The organism is Paenibacillus sp. 10L310 (assembly GCF_056395745.1).
Map to the genome: position 1 here is coordinate 1 of NZ_JBFTKC010000009.1, position 19,413 is coordinate 19,413.

A 19,413-nucleotide genomic window follows, 5' to 3' on the forward strand; every position below is an offset into this window, starting at 1 on the left:
CCACTTATCACATTATAGATTGCAATGCTGGCATCTTTAAGCCTTCTCCCAAAGGCAAACTTAGCGTTAGGCAGAGGTATAGCGTAGATATCACCCAATTTTATTCGTTTACGTCTCGTATTTTTCACGGTTTTCCAAACTCCTTCGTTGAGGTTTTAAGTTAGTATTTTTCAAGTTCTGTCTTTAAATCCTCAATTAGTATATCGACTTCTAATACAGCAGAATCAGCATTATTTAAGAATATTGAAGGTTTAAAACCCTCTTTTTTTAAATTGGGTAGAAAATCGTCTATGAACTCGTACAAATCCATACTTTTACTTGAGTAAATTTCCCAACCATCAGTTGCACAGTATTCCGCGAATTCTTTTTTAGGCCAAAATGGAAGTAATTTATTACCTTTATCATCTTCAGTAACTGACCAACCATTCTCATAAAGCCCCCACACTTCTTCTGAATCCACTACTTTTTTGATGAAGTATTCATAACGAATATTTGCAGGGAGATTGATGACTGATTCAAATTCTTTCTGATTCATATTTCCTCCTAATGCTGTTGTTCTTCGACAAGAGTTGCAGCAGAAGAACTGAATTATCGAGTCTAAATTTAAACGACCGATTCCCAGGTAGAAATATTGGGAATCGGTCGTAAGTCTATTTTTGAGTTTGAGATTTCAGGTTCGCCGGTTTGCCCAGCATCTGTTCCATCTGATCTTCATTCGCTCTATCCGAAATCGCAAATTACTGTTCTTTATACACGCGCACATAATCCACTTGCATCGTCGCCGGGATATCGGAGGCGTTCGGGGTACGGCCGCCGTCAAAGTTTCCGCCGACTGCCAAGTTCATAATGAGGTAGAACGGCTCATCGAAAGGTGCATTCGAATTATTCGGTGCAGCTGCGGAATACCACTGCTCGTTAGTGACTTTATAGTAAAACTTGCCGTCTACATACCATTTAATATTGTCCTCTTCCCAGACTACCGAATATACATGATAATCATTGGCAAAAGTTTGCCCCGCCGGGAAGTGATAATCGCCGCCCGAATACTGGTTCCCGGGCCATTGTCCACCAAAGTGTATGGTACCGCTTACTGATCCAGGCAGACGGCCTCTCGCTTCCATAACATCAATTTCACCTGATGCAGCCCAAGTGCCGTATACCGAATCTTTTGGAAGCATCCACAGTGCTGGCCATACCCCATCACCTGTAGGAAGCTTGGCACGAAAATCTACTCTGCCGTATTTCAAGGACAGTTTATCCTTGGTGGTAATCTTTCCCGAAGAATACTGTGCATACCGATTCGGATCCTGCGGGAAAGATTTATTATCGTTCATGGCTTTGATATTCAGCTTCCCGTCCTGTACATAAACATTTTGAGTGCTGTTTGTGTAGTGCTGCAGTTCTGCATTTCCCCATCCCCAAGTACCGGGATCGTTATTGAGATAATATCCTGTTTCATAGTTCCATTTGCTTGTATCCAGCGTAGTTCCGTTAAACTCATCCTGCCAAATGAGGTTCATGCCCGCGATTGCCGGATCGATTGGTGTTCCGAGCGAGATATCCTCTTGATCGGATACATCCGGACGCGGAGCATTTGGATTGCCGATGAAGGTATAGTTGATGAAGTTGTTGCCGATATTTCCACCCGCCTGTCCGTTCAGCGGATATCCAATACGGATCTGTATATTTTCTTGGATTGGCTGGAACCAAAGACCATAGATATAATCGGACCAGTAACCCCACTGGTTGGCATCGGACATATTGTTATACCCATTAGCGGAGTATGCAAATTTGCTCTGGCTGGAGTTACTCAAATCCACCCATTGCCCATTCATGTTAATTTGGTATACAAAATTGCCCAGTTCCTTGGCGATTGGCGCGCCTCCATCAATTTTGGGAAGCGGAACCCCGATGGAACCATTCGCATCTGCTGTGAAGGTTGTTCCTTCGTATGGCGTAATGACATATGAATTTCTTGTAGGTTCATTAAACGTAATGGTATAAACAAGGTTAGTTGAAGAAGTCTTTGATTCCAATTTGACATTGATCGACTCCGTTACGTTAAACCAGTAACCTCCTCCACCGTCGGTGAATTGGCCAAAGTTGTGATCGTAGATCCATCCGCTGGCTGCGTTATTGTCAATATCAATCCAGGTGCTGCTGTTTACAGGTTTGACATACACCTTCAAATCATCCGCAACAGCTTCATAAGTGACCGCAGGATTATTGTTGAACGTTGGATATGTAAAGCCCGCACCGCCTGTGAAACTTGCTGTGATTTGTGGACCTTGTGTTGGATTCATCGCGGTGATAGTTGTTTTGTTGATGTTTTGGAATACAAGTTGATACTCCAGCTTAACACCATTCGCTTTGGAGTACAGTTGAATCTCGGTTGTTGCGGAGAGGGTGAACCAATAGCCATTGAAGCCGCCATCGCTCCAGTGCCCCCAGTTTTGGTTATAGATATAACCGCCTGCCTGGTCGATATCAACCCAGTTGTTGCCCACTTTTACATTCACGCCCACATCACTGTGAACATCATTCCATGTCGCGGAGCCTCCATTGAACTTAGGCATAACAAATCCGTAGCTGGCCTTGCCAACCCCAGATTTTGAAATAACAGGCCCGTCTGCTGGTGAGAAGTACTCCATTGAGGTTACGGTAGTTCCCGCTGCCTGAACCTTTGAAGGTGGCAGTATGCCAATACTAGCCAGCATCACAACCACAAGGAACATACCGAGTACCTTTTTCATAAACCGTTTCGCCGCAAAGTGAGATGGTTTCATGATAGTCCTCCTTTAATAAAATATTAGCTTCTCCCAATCCATGCGCATTAAGGAAATCGCTTACATGAAGGGGTATCTTTATTCTATCGAATAGATTAATTCGCTGAAAAGGTACAATTGTTTTTGTGGTATCCCATTTTTTTGGCTTTTGATTCATTCTGCCTTCTGCCGCATCATCTGTCGGTACTCTGTGGGTTGGATCTGCATCGCAAGTCGGAACGCGCGTGTAAAGCTTTTATAGCTTTCATAGCCAACCATAGCAGCCACCTCCACAATTTTATGATCGGTTTCGGCGAGAAGCCGCCGCGCTTTATCCAGACGCACATCTCGTAGGTATTCAGCAAAACCTTTACCAATATTCTTCTTAAACAGATTTGAAAAATAAGCATAATTAAGCGATACATGATTGGATACCATCGCGAGGTCCAGCGGTTTGTGGTAACTCTCGTGTATAAAACGAATGGCTTCATTTAGATCCTGCGAATGGCGATAGCTGCACTTATAGTCATAATATAACTGATTCAGCCGAAGCAGCTGCTGTTGCAGTGTTTGTAGATACTCACGTATCCCTTGATAATCAAAGAGATTACGCAAGGATTCAAGATCCAGCACTTCTTCCCCCATATAAGGGTGGATAACTCGTTGGTATTCCTCCATCATCTGAACGGTGGCGGCGCAGAGCTGTTGGGTATAGCGAATAGGATAACGTTGCAGCACCTTTTTGTGAAATATTGCAGAAATACCCTGAGTAATTGTTCCGCTGTTATCTGTTCCAATCGACTGGAACAGTTCATATAAGTCTTCATAGGGCAGTTGCCACTGCTGTTCCATATGCTCAATATGTGCTGGGGAGATACTGTACTGATCAGGAAACAGGTAACTGTGGCGATAGAGCTCAAGCACTTGGGTATAGCTGTCGGGTAGTTCTTTTAACCCCTGCATCGGGTTAGTCATGGCCGTTATGGCATCGATCTTTGCTTCCTTGAGCGCTGCTGGCAAAACACTTGGATCTATGGACGCATCCACCGCAAGGATCAGGTATGGGCGATGTTGCAGGCAAATACAACCTTGTCTGCCAAACACACGACAAGCAATGGCTTCCATACTATGAGCGCTGCTGGCTCCGGGCTGGTTCATGTAAACTTCTTCCCGCAGCAGGGCTAGGCGATAATTACGCCATAACGCATCTTGTTGTTCCTCAATCTGAAGGATCCATGTGTCATCACTTAACGCACCTTGCATAAACATTCTTAATTCTTTACGATCGGTCTCTTGGGCGAGGCGGGATACACGCTGCATATTATGTGTAAGTGCCTGCCGTGTCTGGATCTCTTGCCATATTTGCTCCAGGGAATGTTGCAGATCCTCTCGCTTCAAAGGTTTGAGCAAGTAACCCTTTGCCCCAAGCCCGATCGCTTTTTGGGCATATGTAAAATCACTATAACCACTGATAATGAGGTATTCCACATCCATGTATTCCTCTTTGGTTTGAGCCATGAGCGTCAACCCATCCATATCGGGCATCATAATATCGGTAATAACGATGTGAATGCAATGCTGCCGCAATAGGGACAGCGCCTCAATCCCACTCGCGGCACAGTATATGTTGTTCAGCTCCAGAGGAAATTGATGCAGCATGGCCTGCAGGCCGTCACGAATGTGTTTTTGATCGTCCACAATCAGGATATTAATCATGCTCTACCACCCTCCAAGATTTACATTTTCCCAAGGCAAGCGTATCGTTACGCAGGTATATGCACCTTGCAAACTATCAATCCAAAGACCGCAATTCTTGCCATAATGAAGCTGCAATCGCTTATTCACGTTTTCCAAACCAAGTCCGCTCCTGCTAGTAACCATCGGTGTATCCGATTCGCTCCGCAGTAATGCCTGAAGACGGTGTAACATCTCAGGCTCTAACCCCTTTCCGTCATCTCTTATGTTAATGAAAAGCAGACTGTCATTCTCCACAGAAAAGGTAATCTCTATAGTTACCCTGCCGCCTGAAGGTGTCCCGTGATGAACTACATTTTCAACGATAGGCTGCATACACATCTTGGGAATGGCGTAGCGAAGTATTTCCTGAGGAAGATCCGCCGTCATAACGATACTGCCGCCTTCCATAAAGTTGATAAATTCAATATAACTTTGGATATTGGCAAGCTCCTCACGAAAAGCAACGGTATCGCTGCGCCACTGCATGCTGTAACGTAGCTGGGAGCCCAACGACACCAATGAATTGGCTATAGCAGGCTGCCTCTGTACCTCTGCCACCATACGGATCGATTCCAGGGCGTTATATAAAAAATGAGAATTAATCTGCGAATGCAGGGAATGCAACTGTGCGTTTTTGGCAATTAACTGCTTATCCATGACCTGTGTCATTAGACGTTTGACCTCATGTAACATTTTATTGTAATTCACCGCCACCTCATCGATTTCATCCCCTCTTTCGTTCTCATCAAGGCCTGTATCAATCATTGAATCCAGCTCGCCTTTCCGTACCTGACGCATGGATACCAGTACGCTGTCCAACCGCCGGAAAATACGCCGCGTCGTTTGGGATACGAGTAGCATAATCAGCAGCAATACACATAATGTAATCGTTACCACAAATGCATACCAACTGCGCGGCCCCTTCATCAATGCCTGATGGGAAGCAATCTCGACCACATAAGTGTTCAACGGAGCGATGTATCGATACAATGCATAGAAGCTCTGATCTCCCACCTTAACCTGAAGCGGGCTTTCCTCCGGCAATATATCCAGCTGGCGATGAATACTGCCAAGGATCTCCTCCATCCCCTGCCCGTACTTCTCAGAAAACTCATGCTGGGGATTGTAAACATATTGGGGAGGATCGCTTGCGTTCATCAACACCGAAAAGAAGTCCCCCTTGCTCTCCTGGAGCAGGTCGCTGAAAAACATGCTGTGCGGGACTCGCACTTCCATAATACTAGGGCGTTTTTGTTCCTGCCCTTGAAGGCGAACCAGACGATAGTAGGATAATGTGTGTTCACCATCCCTAAAAGAAAATAAACGGTAAGCCGCACCACCTTCGTCCCGAAGCTTTACCCAGTAATCCTGCGGCCAAAATTTCTTATAATGATAGATTTCAGGCCAAATTTCATACAAATTTGGGTTATCAACGTAAAAGCTAAGCTCACTGATCATCGCATTGCTTTGAATGATATTAAGCATTTGCTCAAACTGGTTCTGCTTAAACTTCACCAGACGCAGTCCATCCACAAGCATATTGGAATGAATAAAATCCACAAATGACTTTTGAGTAAGGGCTGTATTGGAAACGTTCTCAATCATGTCCATTCGTCTGCGCAATTGTTCATTCAGCCATGAAACGTGGCTGTTGCCCGTTGCCATAGCATCCTTATATAGCTGGGTTTCTTGCATGCGGATATACACAAAGGATATCAAGATAACAGGTATGGCAATCATCAGGCTAAATGCCAGAAACAGCTTTTGGGATATACTGGCATTGCGATAAAGCTTCCTCAATCTCGTTAGTAGGTATTTCATTCTGATGTATTCACCACCTTTATTATACCATATATTACCAGTTAGCTGATAATTAACAATGTAGTAGGAATGGTTATCTGGCTATCATGGCTTTCCGCAGTTCCAGTTCAGCCTGGCGATATTCCATCACCTGGTTAAAGCCGTAGTTCACACGACGTATCAGAAAATTTTCGAAAATTTTGTCAAAAGCAGCTTCATCCTTCGCCGTAATCAGTTCTGGCAGCACTTCTTCCCAATTCTGAGAAATACGTGACCAGGCTAACGCGATATCGGAATCTCCTATAGGATCTAGTCCCTTATAGATGCCGCTGTCCAGATCGGCCTGTTGGTTGGCGAACTCCTCCATTTGCTTAATGGATGGGGCATTCTCTGGTCTCCACTTGTTAACGAAAGCAGGGTTTCGCAGCATCCAGTAGGTATCCATAATGCCATATTCCTTTTCCAGCCGCTCCCTATCCGTGTCATGCAACTGAACCATTGCCGCCGTCAACTGCGGTTTGCCGTTCTTCATCGCCCAGGTTTCACCTTCTTTGCCCAAAAATAAATCCCTTTGGCCTTCTTCGCTGGCCAGATAGGTCAAAAATCGAATGGCCCGTTCAGGGTTTTCCGTGGATTTGCTAATCATCGTAACCATCCAGCCATCCATGCTGCCGGGAAACAGTTTGGCGGATTCCCCCCTGCTGCTCCGGGGTCCATCTACAGCAATATAGTATGAACTCTGATTCGTAAGGACTTCCAATTTCGAATTAAGGTCCGATATGTCTGTCCATTCCCGAATCATCATAAAATATTGGGCATGGTTGGTTTTTTCCTGCACCTGCGCACTGGAGTCGACCAGAAAATCAACATTAATCAGGCCCTGCTCGTAAGCGATACGAAATGTTTCCAGCCACTCCATATAATCGGGATCTGTCATTCGGTCGTATACTTTACCGTTCTGTTCATGGGGGATCGCAAGCAGATTTTGCAAATATTCGGTCAACCCATAGGATGCATTCCCCTGTGTCCAAAACGGACTGATCAGCTGACCTTTATAAACAGAATATTGATTCTTCAGCAAGTGTAATGCATTTAAAAAACCTTTTGGTGTGGTAAGGTCCGGTTTGTCCATCGACTCATACAGATCTTTACGTACGAGAAAGGTTTGGTTCGCTCCCGTCAAGCCGGTTGAACGCATCTGTTCGGGACTGTACGCATCATTGGGAATGACATAGGTATGGCCGTCTTCCTGCCGATACCATTGTAGAGCACCATCACCTGCTACCTTGTAAAAGTAAGGATCATACTGGTCGGCTAGCTCATCCAGGGCATAGACGAGATTACTCTCCCGAAGTTTGTTAACCGCACTCTCCCAGGAGCCGATGGTTATCAGATCCGGCAGACTACCGGTCGTCAACATCCGTGATAACATCTCGCTTGGTTCACCAGTTGATACTTCAAATTCGATATTGACCCCTGTTTTTTGGGTGACATATTTGGAAGTCAGGCTCTCACCCCAAGTGTGCCCGTACCATTCGGCTCCAACGAACCACGTTAGATTCACGGGGGTGGTATCCAGCTTCCATGACGGTTCTTCCAGATTCAGATTATGGATCTGTATCTGCTCCGTGAAGTCAGCCTTTCTCGAAGCACCCTTATCTTCCGCTTGCTCTGACTCAGAACAAGCAGTCAAGCCTGACATCAGAAACATCATCAACAAGGCTGTAATAAAAGGACTTCGAAACATAAACACCTGAGCGCCTCCTTTCTATACTGGCCATCTCCATCCCCATCTGCACCAGCATTCATACTAGTGGTGGTACAACCGATTTTACTACCCTTGGATTAAAATGGAAATGGTTTAGTGGTCGATTCGCAGATGATCCGCAACATTCCCCCTAACGAAACATAACTTGTAATAAATCAATGGAAGGGAGACCAATTCGTGTATTTAATCTGGATACTTATTGTCGGTGGGCTAATTGGCTGGTTAAGCGGAAATCTGATTGGACGGGACGTGCCGGGAGGCGTACTTGGAAATATCATTGCTGGCTTTGTTGGATCGTGGTTAGGGTATGAACTGTTGGGACCGAGGGGGCCGGTGGTGGGTGGATTTCATATCATACCCGCGATCGTCGGGTCGATCATTGCTCTCTTGATTTTCTATGCTCTGGCGCGCGCTGGAGCGTTTCGAAGACGTTAACAGGCGGAGACGACAAGTTTTACCCAATTGATTGGGTATTGACGTAAAGCTTCTTTCGCCACCTTTGCATCATTTTCTTCACAAAGCATAGTATCCACCCGCTAGTCGAATAAAGCCGCCGATCCTGATGATCGGCGGCCTCCTTTGGTTTTATGGAAATTAGAAACCACCTCTAGAATGAATGATTTGTCCGGTGATCCATTGGGAATCGTCGCTTGCCAGAAAAGCAATCAGACGGGATACATCTTCAGGAAGACCGATCCTGCCCATCGGAAATTCCGGTAGCAAAGCTTTTTTCACTTCTTCTGACATCCAACCCGTATCAGTAGGCCCGGGATCAACCGCATTCACAGTAATGTGAAGCGGAGCCAGTTCAGCAGATAGACATTCGGTAAAGGTGGAGACAGCGCCTTTTGTTGCGGCATAAGCGAGATTGCCAGGCATCGGCCCCTTACCTTGACCGGACGTGAGGTTGATGATCCGGCCGCCGCAAAGGTCCTGATGGACGGCCAGCTCAACCTCCAGCATACGCGCAAATTCGGCCGATAGCATGAATGTACCTCGAATGTTCATGGCACAGTGCGCATCGATCAATGATGCATTTAATTGACGGAAATCAGCTGCTACACTGTAGGTAGCGTTGTTGACGAGAATGGTCGGCAGCCCGAGAGCCGATCGGCATGCATCAAGCAGTTGCGCTGGAGAATTGGGATCGGTAAGATCGACCTCCATATGCGCTGCCTTAACGCCATAGGAGCGAAGTTCTTCGGCAAAGAGATCCGGCCAGTTTTTGTCGGCATCCCCCGGATTCTCTGTTTTATCGTAATCGTACAGATGGGTATAGAACACATTAGCGCCTTCTTGTGCCAACGTGCGGCAGACAGCGGTTCCAATACCTCCGGGGCGGCTTGTGCCTGTCACAATAGCGGTTTTTCCGTATAGTTTGGTCATTTTATTACCTCCGTTTAATAAGGGAGGGAGAAAACCATTTTTCATTGGAGATGGAATTATCCTAGGTATAACAAAAAGCGGATACATCAAGTATCCGCGCCCGGGTTTGATTCAAACGGTTCCTCGCGTCCCTTGAATGATTGCGGATCGGCATCACAAACGAGGCGTGTGGTTATAACCAAAACACCAAGTCGAGCGATCCAGTTTAGATAACCATTACAAGGAAGTCCACATTGTCCGGCGAGTCCCCTTTCCTACATCTCCACTTCAAATATTACGAGTCAGACTCAATTACTGTCAAGATAAATACATGGGATTACAGTTCCTGTGAAAATACCTCCTAGCGTTGAAGCTGGTCTCTTGATCATAATCCATCCTGTAGTATCTGTTAATCGCTCAGAAGAGACTCACTTCTATACTTAGATATTTATCTAATCGGAAATGGGAACATGTTCTTGTCCCTCGAAAAAACACAAAGTAAGGTGTATTCTTCCACTGAGAACGGCACAAGATTAAGTTGTCTTCTTAGCAGTTGGGAAGAAATAATGTAGTTTTGTACATGAGGACATTTGTTGGATCGTAAACAAAAAAGGTAGGAGTCTCCACTCCCACCTTTACTATCTATAGATTAATTACAGTTCTTTCTGGGTTTTTATGTCTATCACTATCATATCCCCAAAAATCAATAGGATTCATGATTTTAACTTGTTTTAGCGTATCGCCTTTTGTGACGTATACTATTATCTTCGCTTGAAGAATTTGATTTAGAGGTAATTTTTCTCCATCTACTGTATGATAGCCTGTTTTTAATCCTAATGCAGTTCCAAATTGAACGTCATATTCTAAAAAGTCTGCAATATTTACATACCTTAATCCTGATGGAACCTTTTCGATTTCAAATTCAACAGTTATTGTTATCTCGTTAACTAAGTCGTTGAAAACTTTTGGTTGGGATGCTTCAACGACTTTAAATGTGGCATCTGTGAATTCAATTAAGTCTCCGATTTTATATTCTTTATTTAAAGAAGCCCTTTTGACAGATTGATTTGTACTTCCATCATTGGATGTGATAGCACCATTAGAAGTATCTGCTATATTTCCATTGTTACTACTTGTTACAGTATCATTTTTACTTTCAATACTAATCACATTATTAGTCTTATTGAAACTTATATTAGCGTTTAATGCTCTACCAATCTCACCAACAGGGAGATAGTTTAAGTTTTGATAATTGATAGGCTGTGCGCTAATCTTCTTACCATCTACTTCAACAGATACAGAGCTATTAATCTTTGCTTGGATTGTTTTAGCTGTAGCTGCTAAAGCTGGAACGGACACGGTCAAGGACGCACCAAGTAAAACACCCAAACTTACATAACCAACTTTCTTTAATTTGCTCATGTCCTCACTTCTCTCTTATCAATTTATGTATTAGGAACTGAATTTCAATCTTACTATGGGAGCATCTTTATTTCCAGATATTTCATCATAAGAATAATCATTAAAAAGACTCATCGATTAGTCAGTTAGCAAAAGCTAATTTTCTGCAATGATAAAACAAGCTGGACTATGGTTGGTCCAGCCGGTTGCATTATAGAGTCATTGAAGTTCAATCTAGACATCTAATCGGTAATAGGAACATGATCTTGTCACATGCCTCCAGTTACCTCTGCCTGCCAGTCTATTATATGCGTTCATTAATTCTGATCAGTAATTTCTTTAAGATTTGCTTCTCCTCGTCATTAAGGGCTTGAACGATTTCATCCTCCACTTTTTGAAATGAGTTATTGAAGTCTTCAATCAAGTCCACCGCTTTTGGTAATACATAAATATTTTTTTGCCGTTCATTATTGGCCGGGATTTTACGTTCGATGAAACCTTTTTGCTCTAGACCTTGAAGCATGCTTGTAACGCTTGCCCCACGCAGATGAAACCGATCTGCAAGATCCTTTTGAATAATATGATTATCTTGATTCTCATAAATATAATCGATTACTTTTCCTTGTTGAGAACTTAATCCTAGCTCTTTTATACTCTCATCCGCTCTTTTCTTTAACTTAAGACCGATAATTTGAAACAACTCCATATAAGGCGTATCTTCTCGGGAATGCATGACCGTCCATCGTCCCCTCTGTAATTGTTAGGAATCTAATTGTAAGTAGCTAAAATATACAGTGATCCCAGTAGGCTTGTCAAACAATTATTAGACTATTGACTGTTAGATATCTAACAGTTATACTCCGAAGTGTTGAATCACAAACACATTAGGAGGAGTTATGATGGAGAAATTAAATCAGAATGCTCGGTTAGATGAAATCACGGCGATTACAAATGTACGAATCTTTGATGGATATCAAATTATTCTTCCCAGACATATTGTCATTAAAGGGGTTTCCATTATTTCAGTGGGCGGAGACATCCCAAGCGATGCAACAATTATCGATGGAGAAAATGCGACATTAATACCTGGTCTGATTGATGCACATGTCCATACCTCCATTGGTGGATTACGAGATGCCTTAAAATTCGGTGTTACAACAGAACTCGAAATGAACGGCGATTTTACTAAAAGAGGGCGCGAAATTCAGCTAAAAAATGTGGATGACATTGCAGACGTCCGATCTGCTGGTACGGCGATTACCGCTCCTGGTGGGCACCCAGATGAATTACTGCCTGATGGAGATGAAATACCTGAATTCGTATTAAAGGAACTAGAGAAGTTATCGGAGGAAGACCGGGAAGCAATGTTGGCCGCCTACGCTCACGATCACGACGAAATACCTCAAGTGACAACGGTTGATGAAGCGATCAAACATGTGCATACCCAAGTGGAGAATGGATCTGACTATATTAAGATCATGATTGAAGAGGGAACGGTCATGGGTGCACCTGGCCTGCCTGTTCTAAGTGACGAGATTCTAAAAACAGCCGTTACTGAAGCCCACAAGTTCGATAAGTTGGTCATTGCCCACGTCTTGACGGCTCTTTCATCGAAAGCAGCCATCGATTTTGGAGTCGACGGTTTGGGTCACTTGTTTATCGACAGACCCGAGTACACGTCCGAATTGGTCAAATCCATAGCTGATTCTGGAGCTTTTGTTACACCGTGCTTGGTGTTGAATTCATCGATTATTGGTAATCCGGCATCGGAATTGGCTAATGATCCACGAGTTCATTCCAAATTAAGTCCGGATTGGATCGATATCTTGAACTCAAGCTTCAATACATTCCCACAAGGTAACATGGAGAACAGCTTTAAAAATGTGATGGATCTTCACCGTGCCGGAGTTGATATTCTTGTAGGGACGGATGTCGCACCGGTTCCCGTTCCGAACCTTGGTGGCCTTGCTCATGGGGCCAGTGTTCACCACGAAATGCAGCTGCTGGTGAAGGCTGGGTTCACTCCGATTGAAGCTCTTCAGTCGGCTACTTCGAAACCGGCCCGTTGCTTTGGTCTACATGATCGTGGTCGGATTACCGAAGGTGCACGTGCTGATCTTATTCTCATAAACGGTGATCCAATCACTAATATTTCAGATACCTTGTCAATCAAATCTGTATGGTTCAATGGTTCGCAAAAACTAGGCTAAAACTAGTAGTTTATATTTCCTAATTGTAAAATCACTAAGAAGAGGGATTGCAAAATGCAGTCCCTCTTCGACTTTAATCTATTTTTCCAAATCTTAATTTTTTGGAACGATGCCCAGATCAATGAGAGGTAATTATGCTTTTGGAATTGCCCCTATTTGTTGAAGCAAGCCAAGCATATCGGGTTGACCATACTCTTCAATAATTTGGCCATTAGAGATCCGATAAAAATTCATTGCATTTACTTCGATTTTTTTGCTCGTTGGTGGAAACCCGAGAAACTCTCCGTCTTGTGTGCCCTTCATGACAAAATGAGCTACTACTAGATCCTCTTCTGCTACCAGCTCCTTAACAGTCCATTGTATATCGGAAAAACCAGATCTCATCATATGAATTATGGAGAGATAACCACTTGGACCATTCATTGGTTCTTTTTGCATAGGTACATAAAAAACAGCATCTGGAGAAATCAATTCTTCAGCAAGTTCCTTGCTTGCCGTATTAATGAAGTTCGTGAAACGATACATCAATTGTTTGTTTTCTGTAATCGTCATATTTAAACCCCTTTCTATTTTCGTGAGCATATGCCTTCATTAAAATTTTATCTCTACTTTAGATAATTGGTAAGTAGGCACCTTAATGTTGCATAGGAACCTTTTTGTAACTAGTATTTTATCTTTAGGTTGCAGAGCCAATAAACTGATCTCTAAATGCTGTCTCCAAGAATTCAAGAACGTTAACATATGATTCAAAAAATAGTCACTCAGTTGCATAAACTCTCTTGCAAACTCCCTCCTCCTTTCATTTGATTTTTCATCGACAGAATTATAATATAAGCAATGTATTGATTTTGAAAGTAGGCACCTTTTTGTTATATAGGAAACTAATAGTAACTATTGGAGGCGATAATACAGTGATTTCAAAAAAAGAGTTGCCGTTGTGTCCCGTCGCAACGACAGTTGGATTGATAGGTAACAAGTGGAAGTTATTGGTTATGAGGGATCTTTTGAAGGGAACTCATCGATTCGGAGAACTTCGTAAAAGTATCCCGGAGATCAGTCAAAAGGTTCTCACTGAAAATTTACGTTCAATGGAAGAGGATGGAATTGTCATTCGTACTGTTTTTGCAGAAGTCCCTCCGAGAGTCGAATACAGCTTAAGTGATTTAGGAAATTCACTGAAGCCAATTATATTCTCTATGGAAACATGGGGGCTCGGGTACCAGAAACTCAATGATGAACTTCCAAACGATATTCATCAGAGTGAATGATGTCAAATTGTTACTCCACGGTCATTTCAAAATAGAATGAATCCCTCTACATCTTCAAGTTAAATCAATGGAGGACTCATACGTCCTCCATTGACTCGTATGAGAGAGTTGATCTTCGAACACCAGTTTCTGCAATATTTCTATTGCATGAAGAAAAAACGGGCAAGATCCTCATTAAATGAATGGCTATTTAAAATCAAAATGGATATGCACTGTTTTTGGATACATGAATAATTTCAGATGGAAACCTTGCCTTAAAATATTTTTCGACTTTCAGATGAATTCTTTTCTCGTACCATTTCTCCCAGCCGTTCGCCTCAAATAATTGTGGCATCCCTAACCGCTTAGATCTCATCCCCATTTGACCATCACCAATCAATAGCGTATCAATCCAAATTCGATCAGTTATGCCTTGTAACATGTTAGCGAAATTAGGTGAAAAAGGTAGCACAGGGGAAATAGATACTTGTGTATGTATCCCTGCATCATTTATCTTTTTCAAGGCTTTAACTCGTAAATCTATTCCAGGAGCATAGGGCGAAAAAATTCGTTTCACGTCTTCGCGATCTGTCTCGATTGTCATTGAAACCATAATTCTACATTTTTCCTTTAATTTCAGCAGTATATCAAGATCTCTGGCAACCAGCGGGCTTCTAGTTTGAATTTGAAGTGAATCTGGTGGGTTTTTATCCATTTCTTCCAACAGGCTTCTTGTAATGTTTGCCTTCTGCTCTACAGGTTGATAAGGATCTGTGGCTGATGACATGAATATACTTATGGGTTTATTTTTACGTCTTAGAAGAGAGACTTCCTTTAGATAGTTTTCTGCTGCATTTTTCTTGACATCCACCCACGATCCCCAAGGAATATCCTTAAACTTTTGAATAGGCATTTCTCTGACGTAACAGTATTCGCAAGCAAATGCACAACCCGTATAGGGATTTAGTGAATGAGTAAAACCAATATCTAGATAACCTTTTACTTCACTTAATATTTTCTTAGACACAATGTCTTTGATTTCAATTGGCATGACGCTACCATCCCCTCAATTACTTTTACGCCCACTTCTCCTCTTGAGTTTTATCTTAAAATTTCTCATGCTACTTGAAATGACGACTTGAAAATTACGTCCCGCAAGCGAACCGGGAAATTGGGCATCCTACTGATTTCTCGACTGTCTTAAACCTTCTGCTATTCCTCCTCCTTCGTGGCTTTTCTTTTGAATGTCCTTACTGAATACAGGGGCAGATTTATAATAATGAAGTTTTTTATCTTTGACATCCAAACATAGTTTACTCTGCCTCTTTATTTATCTTTTTTGTGATTCCCGGTTTGCCGAAAGATCTGCTCGTATTTGTTGCCGCACCCATAAGTTAGACTCTTATTTTCTATGTTCATGTGGGCAATTCAGTAATATCAACGTTCATATGTTCAGTAAGCATTAAGGTTACATCTACTTTCACTTTGCTCCATAATAATGTCATTTTATGAATGTAACCTCTCACCGAATAATCTACCGTTAAACTCAGCTCAGATCTCACTTCATCTATGATTTTTATATGATGTTCCTTTAGCCTTTGCTTTGATTTGTACATTTCTAAAGCTATTTTCTTTTGGGTACCGTCCAGGTAGTCAACATACACAGATTTCATTTTGAAGTTTGAAGCGTATATTTTATGCTTATCTACCTCCAGAGCACCTAACAGATAAGGGAGCTCCACTACCCTCTTTACGAGTGAAAGTTCCTCGAAAGTCTGTCGCACTTTACACGCCTCCTTCTTCAAGTTTTACAGCGACCAATTGATCAAAATCGACCCATTCAAATCCATTCTCCATTTCAATTTTGATTTTCTTTCCAAAGGTACTGACTGAAGTGACGATCCCGTGTATATACCGATTGCCTGACTCAGTAAATATTGCAAAGGTGGCTTGCAATGTATAATTGAGCGACATATCTATATTTTGTGTAATAATCTCCCACTCATCTTCATGGATCAGCGGTTTCGTTAGATAATGAACTTGAGTACGATGCTGTATAATCCGTTCTTTATGTTGTGGAAGCATCATGCGGCTCGATTCCCATAATCCATTGGCCTCCAGTTTTTTGATCATTTATAATGCCCCCCAATTTTAGATGCTCGATCGATCGCTTGACCCGCAGCCGTAATGGAGCTTGCTCGTAGAATGGCAATGTCGCCAAATCGATCCTTAATGTCGTCCATCACCTGATCAATGGCCCGTTTCTGTTCTTGATCATCAAAAAAAGATAGTTGATATGTATCCGCGTTGGATAATTGAGACAGGGATACGCCTACACGGCGCACAGGTTGCCCATCCCAGTGTTGATGAAATATGCGTTTGGCTATCTTGCATACATCAACGGTTATGTTTGTAGGATCAGACAGTTTAACCTGCCTGTGAAAACCAGTGGGGTGGTCAAAATCCGCTCCAGACACACTTACGGACACGACACTACCCATCAGTCCCTTTTGGCGGGCTCTTCTGCATACTTCTGTGCAGATATCGAGAATAACCACTTCGATCTCCCAAGCCTCTGTGAAATCTCTAGGCAGGGTCATTCCGTTTCCGATATCTTTTTGTGTACTGTGCGTGTTGACGGTTACCGGCGAATTGTCGAGTCCATTTGCGACTCGCCAGATGACTTCTCCATTAACGCCCCACTTACTTCTTAATTTGGAAAGAGGCGTATTCGCCAGGTCTCTAATGGTTCGGATCCCCATCTTCCACAGATGTTTTTCCATTCTTGAGCCGATCCCCCACATATCGCGGATGGGCTTATCTCCAATATGGAGGTGTAACTCCTCTTTTTTTAAGTGGAAAATGCCCCCCTCTGCTTTTTTAGCGATTATATCGCAGCATAATTTACTGATGATTTTGTTTTCACCAATGCCAGCTCTCGCGTAAACGCCTGTTTCATTATAGATTTTGTCTTGAATTTGCTTGGCCAAATCGACTGGATCATTACCGAATAGATGCATAGACCCTGTAAAATCAGCGAATAATTCGTCTATACTGTACGGTTCGACCAGATCGGTGAACTCTTCAATAATGGACATGATTTGAGTGGATACTTCGATATATTCTTGCATGTGTGGTCTCACAATGATCAGTTCAGGGCACTTCTGAAGAGACTGCCAGAGTGGTTCCGCGGTAGACACACCCTTCGCCTTGGCTAGTGGACAAGCGGCAAGGATAATTCCAGAGCGTCTTGCGGGGTCTCCCGCAACAGCTAATGGTCTATTTTTGTATTGAGGCATTTTTGCCTTTTCGACTGAAGCATAAAACGACTGCATGTCGATGAGCATAATAGTTCGCTGCTTAGCCAACACTGAAATCACTCCTGTACATTTGAGAACGTATGTTTGTATATATTATAGACCGAACACACGTTCTTTATGCAAGAGGTAAATATTTATAATTAGCTTTTGAAAACCCTTGGACACCATAATGAACTGTAGACTGGATATTGTCAGCCACTTTAGCCATCCAAATAATTAATTCTTAGTTTTATTATTGATGCACAAAAAACCAAGTACTTGTCTCACAAAGTGATAAGTACTTGGTCTATTTGATGGAATTTAAAGATTGGATCATCTTTCGTTCGAGTGCAAATTATATTTCCAAATCCAATCTTTCCCCGTTGGATTCAATCACCTTTTTATACCAGTGGAAACTGTCCTTTTTACTTCTTTTCAGGGTACCTCCGCCCTCGTTATTCTTATCTACATAAATGAATCCGTAGCGTTTCTCCATTTCGCCAGTTGAGGCACTAACGATGTCGATGCAACCCCAAGCCGTGTAGCCGATAAGATTAACGCCATCGAGGATAGCTTCTCTCATTTGTTCGATATGATCTCGCAGGAAATTGATTCTATACGTATCATGGATAGAGCCATCCTCTTCGATGATATCAACCGCTCCCAGACCATTTTCAACGATCATTACAGGGATTCTATACCGATCGTACACATGATTGAGTACGTAACGAAGTCCAACTGGATCGATTTGCCATCCCCAATCATTTGCCTTCAAATAAGGATTTTTGAATCCACCAAAGACATTCCCCTGGGTCTCATCACCTTCTGGGCGGGTACCCACTACATGAGACTTGTAGTAGCTGAAGCTATAGAAATCAACACAGCCTTGTTTTAGCACTTCTACGTCCTCTTCTGCCATCTCAATCTGAATATTGTTCTCATTAAAATATCTCTTGGCAAAGTCAGGGTATTCCCCTCTAACTTGCACGTCGCTGCTCAGCATATTGTTAATCTGATCCATTCTCAGAGCCTTCAACATATCTTCCGGTTTACATGTACTTCCGTAACCATGACTATAATTAATCATACAACCGATTTGGAACGCCGGATTAATTTCATGAGCAAGCTTGACTGCTTTTGCACTTGCTATAAATTGATGATGTAAAGCCTGGAATCTTAATTGCGTACTATCCACAACCGTATTGTTAAATACACCACTATCATCAACTAATAATGCCCCTGCTATATATGCACCTGCTGGAACAATTAAACTATTGATCTCATTAAATGTAATCCAGTACTTCACGACATCCTTGTAACGGGTGAAAATGGTCTCACAATACCGTACGTAGCAGTCGATCATCTCTCTAGAAGCCCAGGCATTGAATTTCTCTGTTAGCGCAAACGGAGCTTCGTAATGTGAGATCGTAACGATAGGTTCAATATTATACTTTTTCAGTTCACTGAACACCTTGTCGTAAAATTGAAGTCCTGCTTCATTTGGCGTTACATCGTCCCCGTTGGGGAATATTCTGGACCAAGCAATGGACATTCTGAAGCATCGAAAGCCCATCTCTGCAAACAGACGGATATCTTCTTTGTAATGATGGTAAAAGTCTACTGCCTCATGGGAAGGATAGTTTACACCCTCCTCAATGTGTTTAGTGATCCGTCTTGGAGTAGTATGCGTTCCACCCGTCATCATATCTGCTGTACTTGCCTTTTTACCATCAATGTTCCAGGCACCCTCGTATTGATTCGCCGCTGTTGCGCCGCCCCACATAAAAGAGTCTGGGAATACGGTTGTGTTCTTCATTGGAA

The 19,413-nt window shown here is 42.8% G+C and carries 18 protein-coding genes; 3 read left to right on the forward strand and 15 right to left on the reverse strand.

All coding sequences use genetic code 11. The annotated features are described in order from the left end of the window. The 6 genes from AC1DE7_RS18965 to AC1DE7_RS18990 all read right to left on the reverse strand — a co-directional run. On the reverse strand, positions 1-128 hold a 128-nt coding region (locus tag AC1DE7_RS18965; protein ID WP_477535044.1), incomplete at its 3' end, for an Imm26 family immunity protein. Positions 129-160: 32 nt separating this feature from the next. Further along, positions 161-535: a DUF2750 domain-containing protein gene (locus tag AC1DE7_RS18970; RefSeq protein ID WP_076250519.1), complete on the reverse strand. Its 375-nt coding sequence runs from the start codon at positions 533-535 to the stop codon at positions 161-163. Between the two features lie 202 nt (positions 536-737). Further along, positions 738-2,786 (reverse strand): glycoside hydrolase family 16 protein, encoded by a 2,049-nt coding sequence (locus AC1DE7_RS18975; RefSeq protein WP_477534970.1) that lies wholly within the window; start codon positions 2,784-2,786, stop codon positions 738-740. A 153-nt stretch (positions 2,787-2,939) separates the two neighbouring features. Next, positions 2,940-4,481 (reverse strand): response regulator, encoded by a 1,542-nt coding sequence (locus AC1DE7_RS18980; protein WP_477534971.1) that lies wholly within the window; start codon positions 4,479-4,481, stop codon positions 2,940-2,942. A 3-nt stretch (positions 4,482-4,484) separates the two neighbouring features. Continuing rightward, positions 4,485-6,302: a sensor histidine kinase gene (locus AC1DE7_RS18985; RefSeq protein ID WP_477534972.1), complete on the reverse strand. Its 1,818-nt coding sequence runs from the start codon at positions 6,300-6,302 to the stop codon at positions 4,485-4,487. Positions 6,303-6,396: 94 nt separating this feature from the next. After that, positions 6,397-8,049, reverse strand: a complete 1,653-nt coding sequence (locus AC1DE7_RS18990) for an extracellular solute-binding protein (protein ID WP_477535045.1) — start codon at positions 8,047-8,049, stop codon at positions 6,397-6,399. Between the two features lie 198 nt (positions 8,050-8,247). On the opposite strand from AC1DE7_RS18990, the gene AC1DE7_RS18995 reads away from it, so the two are divergent. Beyond that, positions 8,248-8,505, forward strand: a complete 258-nt coding sequence (locus AC1DE7_RS18995; protein ID WP_036613911.1) for a GlsB/YeaQ/YmgE family stress response membrane protein — start codon at positions 8,248-8,250, stop codon at positions 8,503-8,505. A 159-nt stretch (positions 8,506-8,664) separates the two neighbouring features. On the opposite strand, the gene AC1DE7_RS19000 is transcribed toward AC1DE7_RS18995, so the two are convergent. From AC1DE7_RS19000 to AC1DE7_RS19010, 3 genes are all read right to left on the reverse strand, one after another. Further along, on the reverse strand, positions 8,665-9,456 hold the full coding sequence (locus tag AC1DE7_RS19000; protein ID WP_353881796.1) for an SDR family oxidoreductase: 792 nt from the start codon (positions 9,454-9,456) through the stop codon (positions 8,665-8,667). Between the two features lie 621 nt (positions 9,457-10,077). After that, positions 10,078-10,857: a stalk domain-containing protein gene (locus AC1DE7_RS19005; protein WP_253508832.1), complete on the reverse strand. Its 780-nt coding sequence runs from the start codon at positions 10,855-10,857 to the stop codon at positions 10,078-10,080. Positions 10,858-11,140: 283 nt separating this feature from the next. Then, the gene (locus tag AC1DE7_RS19010; protein ID WP_047843226.1) at positions 11,141-11,569 is read right to left on the reverse strand and encodes a MarR family winged helix-turn-helix transcriptional regulator; all 429 of its coding nucleotides are present in this window, start codon (positions 11,567-11,569) and stop codon (positions 11,141-11,143) included. A 166-nt stretch (positions 11,570-11,735) separates the two neighbouring features. Between AC1DE7_RS19010 and AC1DE7_RS19015 the strand changes: the two genes are divergently transcribed. Next, complete coding sequence (locus AC1DE7_RS19015; protein WP_477534973.1) at positions 11,736-13,046, forward strand: amidohydrolase family protein; 1,311 nt, start codon at positions 11,736-11,738, stop codon at positions 13,044-13,046. 132 nt (positions 13,047-13,178) lie between these two features. On the opposite strand, the gene AC1DE7_RS19020 is transcribed toward AC1DE7_RS19015, so the two are convergent. Continuing rightward, a complete protein-coding gene (locus AC1DE7_RS19020) occupies positions 13,179-13,598 on the reverse strand; it encodes an ester cyclase (RefSeq protein ID WP_477534974.1) in 420 nt (139 codons plus the stop codon). A 359-nt stretch (positions 13,599-13,957) separates the two neighbouring features. Between AC1DE7_RS19020 and AC1DE7_RS19025 the strand changes: the two genes are divergently transcribed. Then, on the forward strand, positions 13,958-14,314 hold the full coding sequence (locus AC1DE7_RS19025; protein WP_036613919.1) for a winged helix-turn-helix transcriptional regulator: 357 nt from the start codon (positions 13,958-13,960) through the stop codon (positions 14,312-14,314). A gap of 196 nt (positions 14,315-14,510) precedes the next feature. On the opposite strand, the gene AC1DE7_RS19030 is transcribed toward AC1DE7_RS19025, so the two are convergent. The 5 genes from AC1DE7_RS19030 to AC1DE7_RS19050 form a co-directional block, all read right to left on the reverse strand. After that, a complete protein-coding gene (locus AC1DE7_RS19030; protein WP_076250537.1) occupies positions 14,511-15,344 on the reverse strand; it encodes an SPL family radical SAM protein in 834 nt (277 codons plus the stop codon). 364 nt (positions 15,345-15,708) lie between these two features. Beyond that, positions 15,709-16,077: a YhjD family protein gene (locus tag AC1DE7_RS19035; RefSeq protein ID WP_036613922.1), complete on the reverse strand. Its 369-nt coding sequence runs from the start codon at positions 16,075-16,077 to the stop codon at positions 15,709-15,711. 1 nt (position 16,078) lies between these two features. After that, a complete protein-coding gene (locus AC1DE7_RS19040) occupies positions 16,079-16,426 on the reverse strand; it encodes a YolD-like family protein (RefSeq protein WP_477534975.1) in 348 nt (115 codons plus the stop codon). Next, positions 16,423-17,640 (reverse strand): DNA polymerase IV, encoded by a 1,218-nt coding sequence (locus tag AC1DE7_RS19045; protein WP_405144670.1) that lies wholly within the window; start codon positions 17,638-17,640, stop codon positions 16,423-16,425. The genes AC1DE7_RS19040 and AC1DE7_RS19045 overlap by 4 nt, the downstream gene beginning before the upstream one ends. A gap of 307 nt (positions 17,641-17,947) precedes the next feature. Further along, a complete protein-coding gene (locus AC1DE7_RS19050) occupies positions 17,948-19,408 on the reverse strand; it encodes a glycoside hydrolase family 1 protein (RefSeq protein ID WP_253508822.1) in 1,461 nt (486 codons plus the stop codon). Positions 19,409-19,413 lie beyond the last annotated feature (5 nt).